The organism is Chryseobacterium sp. MA9 (assembly GCF_024399315.1).
GTDB lineage: Bacteria > Bacteroidota > Bacteroidia > Flavobacteriales > Weeksellaceae > Chryseobacterium.
The window spans coordinates 3,013,400-3,028,430 of sequence record NZ_CP075170.1 but is presented as its reverse complement, the minus strand read 5'-3'; the positions used below and the strand labels follow the sequence as shown (position 1 = coordinate 3,028,430).

Here is a 15,031-nt window from a genome sequence, read left to right as displayed (position 1 = left end):
AGAATACATAGGTTGGTTTGGTGAAATTTATATTTTTAAATAAATGTTGTGTAAATGTGTAACATTTTGGATTAATTTTCTACTAACTCTTAGATTTAATCTATTAATATTTGTTAAAAAGTAATCTAAATGAAAAAAATTCGACTAAGTGTTAAGCTGTTGTTGTTTTGTTCACTTTTCGGTGCAGGTATAGTATCTGCTCAAAAATATGAACAAACAATTAAGGACTATGTTAATTCTGCTCAGGGATCGTTTCAGAGAGTTAATCCGGAACTGAAAGTATTTAAAATTATTAATGTAGACCCTTCAAAGAGCTTAAATGGAGATGTTGTAGGGATACAGCAAACAATTAATGGAATTCCTGTTTTTGGAAGTTCTGCCAATGTTTTAATCAGGGATGGAAAAGTTTTAAATTTTTCAGATTCCTTTATTAAGAACTATCCTTCTGCTATTAAAGGAAAAGAAAGTGGCAAAAAAGACGCTTTAGTAGCAAGTACAATTCAAAAACTGAATGGATTGTCTTCTGTAAAGGATATTGATGGGAAAGAACAACCCATAGCAATTAATTCCGTTTATTTTGCAAAAGGAGGAGAATTGATAATGGGTTATCAGTTCTATGTTGAAGAAAAAGGAACTGGTAATGTATGGAATACTATCGTAAGTACAGATGATGGTACTGTTTTGTATCAGGAAAATACAACTTTATCTTGTAGTTTTCATGATGAAGCCTATGACCATCATTCCGAATCAGTTGTACAAAATACTCCAACATCTTTGCCAGCAAATATAGCAGCTGTAAATCTACAGAATCCCGCAAATTTTGTATTAGTACCAGATAATGCTTCTTATAATGTATTTGCATTTCCTACAGAAGCGCCTACGTTTGGTGCAAGAACACTTCTTACAAACCCATGGGATCTGACCGCTTCACCGGAAGGATGGCATTCTGATGGTACGAACCATTATACAATAACAAGAGGGAATAATACATTTGCATATACCGACGAGAATGCTACCAATACACCACAGTTTTCTCCTGATGGTGGAGCCAACAGAGTATTTGATTTTCCTTTAGATGTAACAGCTGCCCACACTACCTATACTTCAGCAGCAGTAACCAATTTATTCTACAACTCCAATAAAATGCACGATGTATTTTATAAGTTTGGATTTACAGAATCTGCAAGAAACTATCAGGTAAACAATTTTGGAAACGGAGGAGCTGGCAACGATCCTGTTCTGTCGGAATCAAGAGATGGTAGCGGCCTTAATAATGCTAACTTTAATCCAGGGGTCGATGGAACAAGCGGAAGAATGCAGATGTTCCTTTTCTCACCTAGTGGAAATGTAAGATATCTTTATTATAATTCACCATCTACATATACTGCTAGAGCTCCGATAGCTACTACTGCGAATTTTGGACCTCAAATTATGGGAAATCCACCTGTAACAGGGGATCTTGCTCTTTCTACTCCAGCTGACGCGTGTACTGCAGTTACAGCCGGGAGTCTTATCGGGAAAATTGCAGTAGTAAACGCTGCAGGATGTGGTTTTGCTGTAAAAACAAAGAACTTACAGAATGCAGGAGCTGTAGGGGTTATACAATACCACCCGTCAAGTAATACGCCTATAGGGATGGGAGGAACAGATGCTACCATCACTATTCCTACAATTATGGTAGGTATGACTGAAGGGCAGTTTTTAGTAAATGATTTAACTAACGGTATTGCAGGAAATGCAACAATAAAAACAGATGCTGTTTATAAGGATGCAAGTTTGGATAATGGAGTAATCAGCCACGAATATGGTCATGGTATTTCTAACCGTCTTACCGGAACGGGAAGCTCTTGCTTATCTTATATTTCTTCTAATGAGCAAATGGGTGAAGGATGGTCTGATTTCTTTGCTTTGATGATGACAACCAGACTAGGAGATACTTCTTCTATGGCTAGAGGTGTAGGAAGTTTTGTTTCAGGACAGGCTACGACTGGCGGAGGAATTAGACCTGCAAAATATTCACCTGATTTTGCGATCAATGATTATACTTATGGACGTACGAACGGTATGAAAATAAGCACAAGTATCTCTGGAATTCCTGTTACAGTTCCAGATGTTCATAGTATCGGGTTTATCTGGGCTTCTATGCTTTGGGATCTTAACTGGAAATATGTAGATAAATATGGATATAATAGTAATGTTCTTGCAGATCCTAACAGCGGAAGCGCTCGAGTTTTACAGCTTGTAGTGGATGCTCTTAAGCTACAACCATGTAACCCTACTTTTGTACAGGGTAGAGATGCTATTCTTGCTGCTGACCAAGCATCTACAGGAGGACAAAATAAATGTATGATTTGGACTACGTTTGCTAAAAGAGGATTAGGGGTAAATGCTTCTGCAGGTGCTCTTAACGGCTTGGAATTTGGTGCGAATCAACCTTTAGCAGACATGAGTGATCAGGTGGAAGATTTTACAGTTCCTGCAGAATGTTTAACATTAGCTGTAAAAGAAGTCAATAATTCTAAAGGAATATCGATTTATCCAAACCCTGTAAGAAATGAATTTACGATAAAAACTCCTTCAGATATTAATCTATCAGGAATTACAACAGTTTCTATCTTTGATTTTACAGGAAAACTGATCTCTAAAGAAAGTATCAATCTTAACAAGCAAAATACCATCAGTGCAGAAAAACTGATTAATGGTGCTTACATTGTGAAAGTAAGCAATAATTCAATTGATTATTCTCAGAAAATTATCGTTTCAAAATAAGAAATAGTCATAACTAAATTATAATGAGCCTGGAATTTTGTTCCGGGCTTTTTTAATTATTTTCCGGACTTACTTTATTCAGAAAGAAAAAAGCAGTTACCCCTGCAATAGCAGAAAGCGTAGTGCTTAAGATAAAACTGCCGATGATATATTGAAGCAGATTGTTTTTAATCAGTTCAAAATTTAAATCCTGACTTAAAATATCGCTGTCACCACTTACAAATGGTGCTCCAAGAAAAAGAGAAGCGGCAATAATAAAAGGAATAAAAGGAGGAAGACTCACATTGGATGCTACAAATGCAAGTACTTTATTAAGTTTGAAAAGTACTGATAAACTGATGACCAGAAGTGTCTGGAATCCCCAGAAAGGAGAAAGTCCTATAAAGACTCCCAGTGCAATAGAAAATGCCTTTGTACGGTTGCTTCCGTCGCTTTCTAAGACATCTTCCTGGATGAATTTTTTAAAGCTTTTTTTTTTGAAATTATTCAGAAAATTTCTCGGAATAATATAAAGCAAGGTAATTGTTACCAGAATTGTATTCAAAATACTTATTCTCGTAAAATCTTTGAAAGGCCTGAAATGTGAAACCCGTTCTGCTGGATCATACAAAACCTTGATAGGAACATTCTTTACCGGAACATGCCTCCATGCGGTTCTTACAATGATTTCGATTTCAAATTCAAACTTAGGGGTAAAATATTTCTTTGGAATTTTATGCAAAGGATAAAGCCTGTAACCGGACTGCGTATCTTCCAGTTTTATGCCGGTTTCAAACCAGAACCAGAAATTGGAAAAACGGTTTCCAAAACTACTTTGCTTAGGAATGCCATCCTGAGACATATTTCTGTTTCCGATCAGAAGAACTTCTTCTTTTTCCTGAAGAAGAGCTTCTACAAATACAGGAATATCATCAGGATAATGCTGTCCGTCTGAATCAATAGTAATGGCATAATCATACCCTGATTTCTTTGCTGCTCTAAAACCTGTTTTTAATCCATTTCCTTTTCCTTTGTTCTCCGGTAAGGAGATTACCGTAATCTGAGGATATTGGGCAAGTATCTGAGGGGTAGAATCCGTGGAACCATCATTGATCACAATAATACTTCCGGTGTAATTCAGAACACCGTCAATAACCCTATTCAGGGTCTTTTCATTATTGTAGGTAGGTATTAAAACGCATATTTTCTTTTCAGAAATTGCATTTTGTACTTCAGCAAGGAACATTTTTTTATTTTAAAGTGGCTCTTTCCGCCTCTGTAATGGTTTTAGACTGCATTGCAAACCTTTTGATATAGCCTTTTAATGCTGCATTCTGTTTGCTGTAATTATTTAGCAGGAAAGCTTTATCATCCTTCAGGCTCCCGCGGTATCCAACAATTTTCGGGATGTTTTCCTGAACACTCATTCTGATCAGACGAAGCTCTGCATTGTTGGGGTTACTTTTGATAACTGCTTCAAGACTTGTAGCTCCTGTTTTTACCAGTGCTTTTCTGTTGTTTTTGGTAATTTTTGCTTCCATGATCTTTGCTGCAGCTTTATACCCTACACTCACAGCATCAGAACCGGATTGTTTTTCCGCAGTTTCGATGAAGTTTTGTGTATTAGTGTTAGACTCGTTGGCTTTAGCATAGCTGTTTCTCAGCGTTTCAAGATCAGACTGAAAGAAAAAAATAAATGCCGTGAAGAAAGATAAGATAAGATTCATGACGATAATTTTTTATAGCTTACAGACAGTTTTAATGCAATAGTCTCGCCAAAAGAAGTTGTATTTTTTACTTTCACATCATCTTCACTTTCGTTAATGTCCAGTTGAAGTTGTAAATCAGGGGTCTCAAAAGGATTGATGATTGCCATGAATTTTACATTGGATGCTGTTTTTAAGAATAATTTTGAACCTGTAAATTCCTCGGTCAGTTCTTTAATAATCTGCATCATACAAACACCGGGAGTTACCGGGTTTCCAGGGAAGTGTCCTTTGAAAATATCGTGGTCTTTATTAAGATGAATGTGAGCAGTAAACTTTCCGTCTTCTGCCTTCTCATACGATGTTAAAGTATAAAAATCTGTAAGAATGGTTTGCATGATCTTATTTTTTAAGATTGAATGTACAATATACTTCGGCTTAAAAACAACACTAGTATGTTATACAGTTTTTCCTGTGGGAAATTACTCTGTTTCGGTTATTTGAAATAGTTTTATATTGATCTTAAAATCTTTGTGCTGTAGATTTAAGCTATCCGCGAAGATAGGTTTTTTTGCATCAAAAGTAAAATCGATTTTTTCCTTATTATTTTTCGTGTAAATGATCTGTTTCAGTAAACCGTTTTCCTTGCTGAAGAATAAATAATAGCTTTTATTCTCAATTTTTGAGAGATAAATTTTAGCATTGTCATTCTCAAAACTCTCGCTTACAGGATACTCTCTTTTCAGAAGCTGCTGAAAGTCGTTCTTCAGAAAATTGATCACTATTTTTTTATCCAGATCAGGAAGTACATAATTCAGCTTGAAATTATCATCAGAAACTTCAAAATCAATCAGTTTATTTCCGAAATCTGATGTTAAAGCGACACGATGCGTTGTTGCATTCAGTTTTTTGATGATCAGAATTCCGCTCACATGGTTTTTATAAATGTCCATCTGGCATTTGTATACATAATCTTCGCCTGAAGAAAAGTATAAATTCTCAACCATCTTTTCAGAAGAGGAAACAGGTTTTGCTTCTGCTAACTTGTATGTTTTACAGGAAACAGCCAGTATCAGAATCAGGCTATAAAGTAAACTCTGACGCAGGAATTGAAGCATTGATCTTTGTATTTTTGAAAACAATATTCGTAGTATCTCCGGAAGCCTCGGTCATATTCACCTGAGAAACTGTTGACTGGTTCTTTGGGAAAAACAGTTCAATCTGTTTGATATATTTCAGCAGCTGCGATGTCTTGGGAGTAAACTTCGCAACATTGTAATTTCCGTTCTTAAAATACGTTACAGTGAACTCAGGATCGTTGAACATTGTTCCGTTTGAACTTCCTACAATCAGTTTGTTGATTTTTTCAAATGTTTTGCTCTTGGCATCTACAGACGATTTTTTTCCCTGATCATTAATGAAGATCTTGTTGCTTTTAAAAACAATACTGTATTGATAAGGTTTTGTGTATTTCCAGCTCAGCATATTAGGAGTCTGCAATGACATCTTCCCATAGGTAACAATGCTTTTATCCAGGAAGTCCATTTTTTTGGTCTGGGTAAAATCACTCTGCAAGGTTTTAATCTCTTTCGTATCAGAAGAAACCTTCGATACAAATGCTTTGGCTTCAGCTCCTGACATTGCCGTGTTTTGTGCAAAAAAGAAACCGGAAACCAGTAAGAATGCTCCTAAAACAATATTTTTAATCATTTCTATTTGAATTTATCACTGTATCAACAGTAAAGGTTGAATATTTTTTATCCTCCAAAAATACTAATAAATCTGCCAGCACACGATAGGTCTTTTCTGAAGTGTCGTGAAGTAGAATAATACTTCCTTTTTTCAAGCCTTTGGTCACTCTGCTGTAAATTTTCTTTTCATCATCAATGATGGTATCTAAAGACCGGACATTCCATCCTATGCTTGCTTTATGCATTCTTTTGATTGCTTTCGCAATATTGGGGTTAGTCACTCCAAAAGGGGGCCTGTAGAGATTGGTTTCAATATTTCCAATATTCTTAATGACTTTATCACATTTTTCAATTTCCTCAATCATTTTTAAAGTAGATAAAAATCCTGTAGAATTAGAATGTGATAACGTGTGATTTCCAATAGTATGGCCTTCTGCAATGATTCTCTGAAATGTTTCAGGATATTTTTCAATCTGTTTCCCGATACAGAAAAAGGTTGCTTTTACCTGATGTTCTTTAAGTAAGTCTAAGAACTTTGGGGTAAACTCAGTAGGGCCGTCATCAAACGTAAGGGCAACTTCTTGGGCTCTGGTCCGCTTATGAGTAATACTGTTGACAAAATATCCCAGTTCGATATCAAATGAGCCCCAAACTACCACTGCAGAAAAAGCAAAAAAACAGAACAGATACACCCAAAAGCCTCCTTGGAACGCATAAATAAAAACGTTACAGAAAAGATAGAACAGGATGAATGGATAGTGTTTCATTGGTGGCTGTTTTATATTGTTGATCAATTGGAAATCTCTGTTGTACTTTTGTCACTACGCAGGAGTCCAGATAAATACAATTAATTTAATTTACTTCTTTTAGATTCCACGCTTCACCTCGTTTTGCTCTTAATGACAAATAGACGGTAATAGGACTTATTAAGCAAATTACCTTTTCGCCAATTAAGCTTTTTCCAATAATACCAAGCTGTGATCATTACCCGTGAGATGATTGTAAAGAAGTACATTTTTCACACTTTCCTTTTTGTTTGCATTGATCATCATGATTTCCGGGATCTGCTGTTTCTTAAGGATATGACAGGCCATAAATGTTGAAAAACCGCTGGCAGTATTGAACTCTCCGCTCAAATGTTTGTAATAAAGCAAAGATGAGTCCGGAAACAGATCCATAGCTTTGGTATAATAAACATCAGAATCTGCATCTCCACTGAATCCTAAAATAACAGCATCAATATCATGAGCTGAAAGATTGTTTTGAGTTAAAAAATTCTGGATAAAATCCTGAACTTTACTCAGCTCTACTTTATTACTGATACTAATGTTTTTAAGCTTTGCGTAAGAATTTTCGGTCTTATTTTTTCCTACAACAAAGAAGCTGGCGCCTTCACCCCAGATTACACCATTGGTAGTAGATCTCAAATAATCAGCAGGAAGCTCAGTTTCTTTTTTGATTGTATTATTTAAACAGTAAAGTTCCATTGTTCTGTGGGTCTGTTCATCTGTAGAACCTACAAGAACATTTTCTGCTTCTCCGTCATTGATCTGAAGCTGAGCGTCCAATAATGAAAACTCCAGTGAAGAAGAAGTATTTACGTAAGTGAAATTATAAGCATGGCATTGTAATCCAAGAGCAATCTGTCCTGCTACCGTGTTGTGGGTAGACTGGATAAAAAAGGTGGGGGTAAGGAACTCTTCATGATTATCAATCACATTTTTCAGGAACTTTTCAGAATCCTGAGAACAGCCCATTCCGGTTCCTACGATGATAGCATCCGGTTGTTCAATACCAGCTTCTTTTAAAGCATAATGTGAGGCTACAGAACTCATTTTTACCGTTTTGGACATTCTTCTGATCATGGCAGGAGGAATGAATTCCTTGTAATTAGGTTCTATTGCTTTGATGATGTTGGAAGAATTCTCAGGGGTTAGGTTCTGAAGGATATTTTCGTTTAAAGTGTCCTGAACGGAGATACAGGATGCACTGTTGATGTATACTGCACTCATGATTTAGAGAAAATTAAGGTCGAACAGTTTCCTCCAAATCCGAACGAGTTGGAAAGCACATGATTGATGCTTTTCTCTTTCAGTTCAGTAACAGGAGTAAGATCAAACTCTTCCATTTTTGTTTTAAAATTCAGGTTCGGGAAGATAACACTGTTTTGCATGGCTAAAATTGAAAATACAGCTTCAATTCCTGCTGCTGCTGCCAAAGTGTGTCCTGTAAAGGCTTTTGTAGAGCTGAACTCAGGAACCTGGTTTTCTCCGAATATTCTTATCATGGCAATTCCTTCGGATAAATCATTGTTGGGAGTAGCCGTTCCGTGAACGTTGATATAATCTATATTTTCTTTTTCCAATCCGGAAACTTTCAGGGCCTGTCGCATCGCTAAAAATGCACCCTGTCCGTTTTCTGAAGAAGCGGTCTGATGGTGCGCATCATTGGCATTTCCGTATCCGGAAAGATAGGCCAGAACTTTTTTGTTTTCTTTTTTGATCATTTCTTCAGATTCAAGGACTAAGAAGGCTGCTGCTTCCCCAAGATTCAGACCTTTTCTGTTGTTGTCAAAAGGAGTGTTGTAAGAATCCGTAAGAATCATGAGGGTATTGAAACCATTCAAAGTAAATTTTGAAAGAGAATCTGTTCCCCCGACAATGACACGGTCCAGAACTCCGTTTTTAATCAGCTTAGCACCCATCATAATAGCATTGGCTGCCGATGAACAGGCTGTACTGATGGTAGAAACCATACCTTTTAATCCCAGATAATCGGCAATAACCAATGAGGAATTTCCGGCATCATGGGCATCAATATATTTTTGCTTCTCAGGAAAGTCTTCATAAGAGTAGAAATATTTTTCAGTAATATCCATTCCTCCTACACTGGTAGAAGAGATCAGCCCGGTTCTGCAGCTGTTGATATCTGAAATTCCTGCACTTTTTACAGCTTCTTTTGCTGCCATCATTCCCAATAAAGAAGTTCTTGTCACATTGTTGTCTTCATCTAACTGAAGTTTCTGTACAAGTTCTTCATTGGATAATTTTATCTCACCCGTTTTAATGATTCCGGCATGGCGGGTTTCAAACATTTCAATATCTGAAATTCCATGTTTTCCGGATTGCAATGAAATAAAATTTTCCTCCACATTGTTTCCGATGGAGGAAATGATGCCCATTCCTGTTATGGCAATTTTTTGACTCATTATATTAAATAATGTAACAATGTATCAATCTAACAATTATTGATAATTGCTACACTGTTACACTGTTAGATTGTTATATTGATTTATTTTGTTCTGTTGTCTTCGATGAATTTTGCCATCGTGTCAATAGATTGGAAAATTTCCTTTCCTTTTTTAGGATCAGCTAATTTTATTCCGTAGTCTTTATCAAGAAGAACAATCAGCTCCAAAGCATCGATAGAATCTAATCCTAATCCTCCTCCGAACAATGGATCAGTATCTTTGATTTCTTCTACAGATACATCTTCAAGATTAAGAACTTCAATAATTTTGTGTTTCAATTCTGTTTTTAAGTTTTCCATAAATATTATTTTAATGTAACAATATATCAATGTACCAGTTTACCAATAGTTGTTATTGCCTTTAGCATTGGTACATTATCAGATTGGTACATTGTTAAATTATAATGTGAGCAAATATACAAAAGCTTTGTAATTTTCCTGATACAATTCTACCCAGCCGCATAGTACTTTGTCGGCTTTTCCGGACAGAAGGATTTGTTCAGAATAGTTGTTTAAAAAATTTTCGTCAAATTCATCCAAAACAAAAAAAGCATTTTCTGTCTGCATTTTGTGCTTAATGCTGATTTCTCCTACACAGATGTTGGGTAAAGTATAGACAAAAACTGCCGGACTCGGATAAAAATTATCCTGATCGTTAATGCTTTCCTGATATTTGAAATCCGTATCCAGGCTGGATGATTTGTTGGCGAAAACGATAGCTGTTCTGCTGTGATCTTCGTCTTTCAAAATGGTTTCAGCGGAAAGAAAAGCCAGTTTGCTCAGATTATCCATTTTATGAAATTTAGGATAGCTGGCATCTAAGCTTTTATAAGCTTCTTTGGCAAATTCCTGAAAGATTTCGCTTTGACTTTCAAAAATAAAATTTCCGTTAACGGTTATTTTTGAATGTTCTATGGTACAGGTGCTTGTTTTCTTCATCACATTCAGTTTAACATTTTTCCAGCACAACAGCTGCATTACATCCGCCGAAACCTGAAGCGGTTTTTAGAATATATTTAATATTAGCAGTTTGATTTTCTTTGATGATATTCAAAGGCTGGGTTACTCCTATTTCTTCAAAATTCTTTGAAGGAAGCAGAGTGCTGTGAAGAGCACTTTCCATAGAAATAATACTTTCAAGAAGTCCGGATGCACCAAGGCAATGGCCATAATATCCTTTCATACTGTTGAGCGGAATATTCTGAAGACCCATTCTGTTGAAGGCAATAGCTTCCATTTCGTCGTTATATAAAGTGGCCGTTCCATGGGCAGAAATAAAATCGATTTGTTCCGGAAAAACCTTCGCTTCTGCCATTGCATTTCTGATACTGGCATATAAACCGTCTCCTGTTCTTGAAGGTCCGGAAATGTGGTTGGCATCATTTACGGCAGAATCTCCCAGAACTTTAAATCTGAATTTTTCGTTTTCTGAGATTCTTTCTTCGTCAGAATGACAGCTAGTCATATAGACAGCAGATGCGGCTTCACCAATGTTGATTCCGTCCCTGTTTTTATCATAAGGCTTACATGGTCCTGATCCTATTGCCTGAAATGAATTGAATCCTGAAATAACAAATTCAGAAAGTTCATCACCTGCAATGATAAAGGCGTCTTTATATCTTCCTGCCTGAATCATATTTTTGGCAACAGAAATGGCCATTACTCCCGAAACACAGGCATTGGAAACAACGATAGGCTTTGTTTTGAATCCAAAGAAGTCTGCTATTTTCTGTGCTAATTTTGATAGATAAACGCCTTCTGGTAATTCAGATTGGTTTTTTAAAAGACTTATGTTTCCTTTTGTTGTTGAAAGGATAAGAGCTGTGTCTTCTGATAGGGCATGTTTTTCAGTAAGAGGCTGTAAGCTTAAAAGAAGCATCTTCTCCAGTCTTGTAAAATTAATAGTATTCTGAGTAAAGAATCTGTTGAATTCTTCATCCAGTTTTTGAGAATCAATCATGGAAGCATAAAAAGCTTCCTGATTGTCTATAATTTTATGTAAAGCAACTCCTGATTTTCCTTCTAAAAGGGCGTTCCAGTTGGAGTCAACATTAAAGGCCAACGGAGTTACACAATTGTAGTCTGTGATATAAATTTCCTTCTTCATGATAATCCCATTTTATCTTTCCAGTTTTGAAAAAATTCTGGATTGTACAGGCATAAGCTTCCGTTACTGTCCAGAAATACCTGAATTGTTTCACCACTGCATACCAATTGATCTTCGTTGTTGAAGATTTCATATCTATATATCAGTTTGGCAGATATTGAATTTACATAAGTCGTAACAATCCTGAAAGTTTCCCCATATTTTAAAGGAAGAAAATGTTCGCAGGTACTTTTTACAATCGGCGTCACATATCCTGCATTCTGAATGTCAAGGTAAGTGAGGCCATGCTCACGGCCAAAAGCTTCTCTTCCGTCTTCAAAATATACGATATAATGCCCATGCCAGACAATTCCCAGCGGATCTGTCTCATTGAATCGTACTCTTACTTCTTCAGTACAGGTTAATATATTTTCTTTAGACTGCATTTTGTTTTCTTCCGGAATTTTTATTGTTTTGTTTGGACTTCAGGAAACTCCTGGTAATATTTGACATAAAAATAAATTAAATATTTTGGAGTTTTCTTTCGTAAAAAATAGAAATGGCTACGGTGGCAATATAGAAAAGGAAAAGTAAAATCAATTCTTTGGCAATTCCGCCAATTCCGCTATTTCTTAAAATAATATCATAATAGGCATTCAGTCCCCAGTTCATAGGAGAGAATTTTGCCACGGTCTGCATGAACTCCGGCATTAAAAATACAGGAACCCAGATTCCGCCGATAGCTGCCAAAACCACAACAGAAGTTGCTCCAAATGGGGCAGACTGCTCTTGTGTATTGGCAATAGTTCCCAATAAAACTCCAAATCCAATAGCTGCCAAACCTGCAAAAAGTGTTACTGTCACAAGCTGGAACATTTTTCCGGATACATCAAAAGCCGGAAGGTCCATATAAGGGAAAAGATAAATTCCTACGGCAACCATCAGTAAAAACTGAATGATACAGATGATAAGGTAGGTAAATGTTTTTCCTAAAATATGTACAAAATAGGGTGTAGGGCTTATTCTTGCTCTTACACTCGTTCCCTGGCTTTTTTCTTTTACCAGATTAATAGATAAAGGAACTACAATAAAGAAGATGGCAAAAAGAGTCCATGCAGGAACGTTGTGCTGAACAGAATTCGGCATTACATCCATTTTTCCTTTCTTGGGCGTGATTTCTTTAAAGCTGATTAGGTTTTTATTTTCGTCAAGATTCTCAGTAGTTCCCAGCTGATCCTGGAATGCTTTATAGATCTTTTTATTTTCAATCTCAAAAACCATTTTATTGACAGAGTTCATCACGGAGTTTTTGAACCCTGCATTGGTGGCAGGATCAAAGTATAAGTGAATTTCTTTCGTTTTAGGAGCTTCTGTTTTTACTTTTGCAGAATCCCCTTCCAGTCCAAATGAACTTACAATGGTCTGAACTTTAGAATCAATATTGGAATTTAAATCTTTCGTTAAATTTTCCGGAATGACAATCGCCATCTGATAATCTCCAGAGAAAACAGCATCCTGAGCGGATTTTTCATTGAAATTGGTCAGCAGCTGGAAGGTTTTGCTGTTTTCAAGCTCTGCCTTTATGTTTTTTGAAACTTCAGATTTATCCTGATCAATAAAAATAATCGGAATCTTTGATCCTTCAAGATTTTTAAAGGTAGAATCCTGAATAAGGGTAATCGTTACAATCAGAAGCAGCGGCATCACAAAGATGATGACAATACCTCCGATATCTCTTTTCAGCAGAAGAATTTCCTTAATAAAACTTCTCCACAGTTTATACAACAACATCTCTTAGTTCTTTTCCGGTTAATGAAATGAAAACATCTTCAAGGTTTTCAGCGCTTGCTACTCTGTTCACCAGTTCTTCAGGTGTTCCTACTGCATGAATTTTTCCATGGTCAATAATGGCAATTTTTGTGCAGAATTCTTCAGCTTCTGACAGGTGGTGAGATGTATAAATAATACAGGTTCCCTGTTTATTTAAATCCAGAAGGTAGTCAATAATTGCTTTTTTAGATTGAACATCAACACCTACAGTTGGTTCATCCAGGAATAAAACTTTAGGATTGTGAAGAGTTCCGGCGATGAGATTGCAGCGGCGTTTCATTCCTCCTGAAAATTGTCCTACCTGTTTGTTGGCAAATTTTGAAAGCCCCATGATTTCCAGAGATTCATCAATCACTTTTTTAAGATGGTTGTGCTTTAAGCCATACAGACTTCCAAAAAACATAAGGTTTTCCTTAGCGGTAAGTGTTGGATATAACGCATATTCCTGTGGAACAATTCCGATAATCTGTCTTATTTTGAATCCATCTGAATGTGGAGATAGACCATTGATCATAAATTGTCCTGAAGTAGGTTTTATCAGTCCTGAAAGCATAGAAATCAAAGTCGTTTTTCCAGCTCCGTTAGGTCCGAGAATTCCATAAATTTCATTTTTGCTGATATTCAAAGAGATATCATTTACAGAAAACTCATCAGAATTTTTGTATTTCTTATATAAGTTTTTGATCTCAATCATATTTTCTGCCATATCAGATCGCTTTTCTCAGTTTTTTATAGAAAGCTTCTTCCAAATCTGCAATGTGCAGCATTGTTTTTGAAAGTTCGTTATAGATATTGCTTTTTGAGTTTCTGTTTTTATAAACACGGGCAATATCTACAGCAAAATCTCTCCAAAGGTCACCAATAGAAGTAATTTCTTTTGATAATTCCTTAAGCTCATCATTTTTAAGAATGACAGCCGCTTCCTGAAGAAATGCACCATAAATAAATCTGAACCCTCCGCCTCCGGTCCCGATTTCTTCCTGCATTCTAATCAGCTGTCCCAAATAATGGTTAGTTACTTTTGTTCCCTTCTTTTCGGCCCATTTTGGGATGCTTTTGGCTACCCATCTCATGGCCTTAACTCCGATAAGCGGTACAGGCGCCAGCATATTTTTGCAGGTATCTTTAATTCCTTTTTTGATGGCTTCTTCTAGGTTCACATTTTCAGGAACATAAATAGGGTAATACATATGTCCTTTTGGAGGAAGTGCTCCTTTTGCATATCTTACTTTTTCCAGTTCCGCTTCAGAAAGGGAGGTTGTATAATCCATTACCGGGTCACTGATAAGGAATTTTCCGTCTTCTTTTCCATAGACCACAAGGTTGTGGGCATTGAAGTGGAATTTATATTCTTCAGGGAAATAGGTAAGGTTGAAAACTCCCACCTGAAGTCCAGTAGGGATATTTTGTTCCAGATTTCTTTCAAGAGCTTTTTGGGCGTCTTTAGGGTTTGAGAATTTTTCTCTTTTGATTTTAATTCCTAATCTTTTGGCTGCTTTACTGAAAATAGCACCCGGCATCGGACGATAGCTGAAGCCCGGAGCAAAATTCACCTTTAAAAAGGGAAGATAGACAAAAAACAGCCCGGAACCGATCCCGAAGATCATAGGCTCGCTTAGTTTCAGTCCCTTATTAAGCAGTAGATTAGAAGCAACACCGTTTTCGCAATGCGCAGTCTGATGGTGTTCAAAGTTTAATTTCATTTGCTGATTGTATCTTTT

The 15,031-nt window shown here is 36.4% G+C and carries 16 protein-coding genes; 1 reads left to right on the top strand and 15 read right to left on the bottom strand.

What is annotated here, in order from left to right; all coding sequences use genetic code 11:
* Positions 1-129: 129 nt before the first annotated feature.
* On the top strand, positions 130-2,769 hold the full coding sequence (locus KIK00_RS13740) for a T9SS-dependent M36 family metallopeptidase (protein ID WP_255812945.1): 2,640 nt from the start codon (positions 130-132) through the stop codon (positions 2,767-2,769).
* A gap of 52 nt (positions 2,770-2,821) precedes the next feature.
* Here the strand turns inward: KIK00_RS13740 and KIK00_RS13735 are convergent, their stop codons facing one another.
* The 15 genes from KIK00_RS13735 to KIK00_RS13665 all read right to left on the bottom strand — a co-directional run bounded on the left by KIK00_RS13735 (position 2,822) and on the right by KIK00_RS13665 (position 15,013).
* Positions 2,822-3,994: a DUF2062 domain-containing protein gene (locus tag KIK00_RS13735; protein ID WP_255812944.1), complete on the bottom strand. Its 1,173-nt coding sequence runs from the start codon at positions 3,992-3,994 to the stop codon at positions 2,822-2,824.
* A gap of 4 nt (positions 3,995-3,998) precedes the next feature.
* Positions 3,999-4,475 (bottom strand): hypothetical protein, encoded by a 477-nt coding sequence (locus tag KIK00_RS13730; protein WP_255812943.1) that lies wholly within the window; start codon positions 4,473-4,475, stop codon positions 3,999-4,001.
* Positions 4,472-4,852, bottom strand: a complete 381-nt coding sequence (locus tag KIK00_RS13725; protein ID WP_255812942.1) for a 3-hydroxyacyl-ACP dehydratase — start codon at positions 4,850-4,852, stop codon at positions 4,472-4,474. Before KIK00_RS13725 ends, KIK00_RS13730 begins: the two co-directional genes overlap by 4 nt.
* 84 nt (positions 4,853-4,936) lie before the next feature.
* Positions 4,937-5,572, bottom strand: coding sequence for a hypothetical protein (locus KIK00_RS13720; RefSeq protein ID WP_255812941.1), 636 nt, complete (start codon positions 5,570-5,572; stop codon positions 4,937-4,939).
* Positions 5,538-6,164, bottom strand: a complete 627-nt coding sequence (locus KIK00_RS13715) for an outer membrane lipoprotein carrier protein LolA (protein ID WP_255812940.1) — start codon at positions 6,162-6,164, stop codon at positions 5,538-5,540. The genes KIK00_RS13720 and KIK00_RS13715 overlap by 35 nt, the downstream gene beginning before the upstream one ends.
* Entirely contained in the window at positions 6,157-6,912 is a 756-nt protein-coding gene (locus KIK00_RS13710) for a polysaccharide deacetylase family protein (protein ID WP_255812939.1), read from the bottom strand. The genes KIK00_RS13715 and KIK00_RS13710 overlap by 8 nt, the downstream gene beginning before the upstream one ends.
* 183 nt (positions 6,913-7,095) lie before the next feature.
* Positions 7,096-8,157: a beta-ketoacyl synthase N-terminal-like domain-containing protein gene (locus tag KIK00_RS13705; RefSeq protein ID WP_255812938.1), complete on the bottom strand. Its 1,062-nt coding sequence runs from the start codon at positions 8,155-8,157 to the stop codon at positions 7,096-7,098.
* Entirely contained in the window at positions 8,154-9,353 is a 1,200-nt protein-coding gene (locus KIK00_RS13700) for a beta-ketoacyl synthase (RefSeq protein WP_255812937.1), read from the bottom strand. The genes KIK00_RS13705 and KIK00_RS13700 overlap by 4 nt, the downstream gene beginning before the upstream one ends.
* Positions 9,354-9,436: 83 nt before the next feature.
* Positions 9,437-9,694, bottom strand: coding sequence for a phosphopantetheine-binding protein (locus KIK00_RS13695; protein ID WP_034692439.1), 258 nt, complete (start codon positions 9,692-9,694; stop codon positions 9,437-9,439).
* 99 nt (positions 9,695-9,793) lie between these two features.
* Positions 9,794-10,333 (bottom strand): 3-oxoacyl-ACP synthase, encoded by a 540-nt coding sequence (locus tag KIK00_RS13690; protein WP_255812935.1) that lies wholly within the window; start codon positions 10,331-10,333, stop codon positions 9,794-9,796.
* A 10-nt stretch (positions 10,334-10,343) separates the two neighbouring features.
* Positions 10,344-11,501 carry a beta-ketoacyl synthase N-terminal-like domain-containing protein gene (locus KIK00_RS13685; RefSeq protein ID WP_255812934.1) on the bottom strand — a complete coding sequence of 386 codons (1,158 nt, stop codon included), beginning with the start codon at positions 11,499-11,501 and terminating at the stop codon, positions 10,344-10,346.
* The gene (locus KIK00_RS13680; protein WP_255812933.1) at positions 11,498-11,926 is read right to left on the bottom strand and encodes a thioesterase family protein; all 429 of its coding nucleotides are present in this window, start codon (positions 11,924-11,926) and stop codon (positions 11,498-11,500) included. Before KIK00_RS13680 ends, KIK00_RS13685 begins: the two co-directional genes overlap by 4 nt.
* Positions 11,927-12,002: 76 nt before the next feature.
* On the bottom strand, positions 12,003-13,271 hold the full coding sequence (locus KIK00_RS13675; RefSeq protein ID WP_255812932.1) for an ABC transporter permease: 1,269 nt from the start codon (positions 13,269-13,271) through the stop codon (positions 12,003-12,005).
* Complete coding sequence (locus KIK00_RS13670; RefSeq protein WP_255812931.1) at positions 13,258-14,016, bottom strand: ABC transporter ATP-binding protein; 759 nt, start codon at positions 14,014-14,016, stop codon at positions 13,258-13,260. The genes KIK00_RS13675 and KIK00_RS13670 overlap by 14 nt, the downstream gene beginning before the upstream one ends.
* Before the next feature lies 1 nt (position 14,017).
* Entirely contained in the window at positions 14,018-15,013 is a 996-nt protein-coding gene (locus tag KIK00_RS13665; RefSeq protein ID WP_255812930.1) for a BtrH N-terminal domain-containing protein, read from the bottom strand.
* Positions 15,014-15,031: the final 18 nt, after the last annotated feature.

Coding starts and splice junctions, on each gene's coding strand:
- KIK00_RS13675 (WP_255812932.1), bottom strand. CDS start 13,271: ATGTTGTTGTATAAACTGTGGAGAAGTTTTATTAAGGAAATTCTTCTG.
- KIK00_RS13670 (WP_255812931.1), bottom strand. CDS start 14,016: ATGGCAGAAAATATGATTGAGATCAAAAACTTATATAAGAAATACAAA.
- KIK00_RS13725 (WP_255812942.1), bottom strand. CDS start 4,852: ATGCAAACCATTCTTACAGATTTTTATACTTTAACATCGTATGAGAAG.
- KIK00_RS13700 (WP_255812937.1), bottom strand. CDS start 9,353: ATGAGTCAAAAAATTGCCATAACAGGAATGGGCATCATTTCCTCCATC.
- KIK00_RS13665 (WP_255812930.1), bottom strand. CDS start 15,013: ATGAAATTAAACTTTGAACACCATCAGACTGCGCATTGCGAAAACGGT.
- KIK00_RS13720 (WP_255812941.1), bottom strand. CDS start 5,572: ATGCTTCAATTCCTGCGTCAGAGTTTACTTTATAGCCTGATTCTGATA.
- KIK00_RS13690 (WP_255812935.1), bottom strand. CDS start 10,333: ATGAAGAAAACAAGCACCTGTACCATAGAACATTCAAAAATAACCGTT.
- KIK00_RS13710 (WP_255812939.1), bottom strand. CDS start 6,912: ATGAAACACTATCCATTCATCCTGTTCTATCTTTTCTGTAACGTTTTT.
- KIK00_RS13740 (WP_255812945.1), top strand. CDS start 130: ATGAAAAAAATTCGACTAAGTGTTAAGCTGTTGTTGTTTTGTTCACTT.
- KIK00_RS13735 (WP_255812944.1), bottom strand. CDS start 3,994: ATGTTCCTTGCTGAAGTACAAAATGCAATTTCTGAAAAGAAAATATGC.
- KIK00_RS13705 (WP_255812938.1), bottom strand. CDS start 8,157: ATGAGTGCAGTATACATCAACAGTGCATCCTGTATCTCCGTTCAGGAC.
- KIK00_RS13680 (WP_255812933.1), bottom strand. CDS start 11,926: ATGCAGTCTAAAGAAAATATATTAACCTGTACTGAAGAAGTAAGAGTA.
- KIK00_RS13695 (WP_034692439.1), bottom strand. CDS start 9,694: ATGGAAAACTTAAAAACAGAATTGAAACACAAAATTATTGAAGTTCTT.
- KIK00_RS13685 (WP_255812934.1), bottom strand. CDS start 11,501: ATGAAGAAGGAAATTTATATCACAGACTACAATTGTGTAACTCCGTTG.
- KIK00_RS13715 (WP_255812940.1), bottom strand. CDS start 6,164: ATGATTAAAAATATTGTTTTAGGAGCATTCTTACTGGTTTCCGGTTTC.
- KIK00_RS13730 (WP_255812943.1), bottom strand. CDS start 4,475: ATGAATCTTATCTTATCTTTCTTCACGGCATTTATTTTTTTCTTTCAG.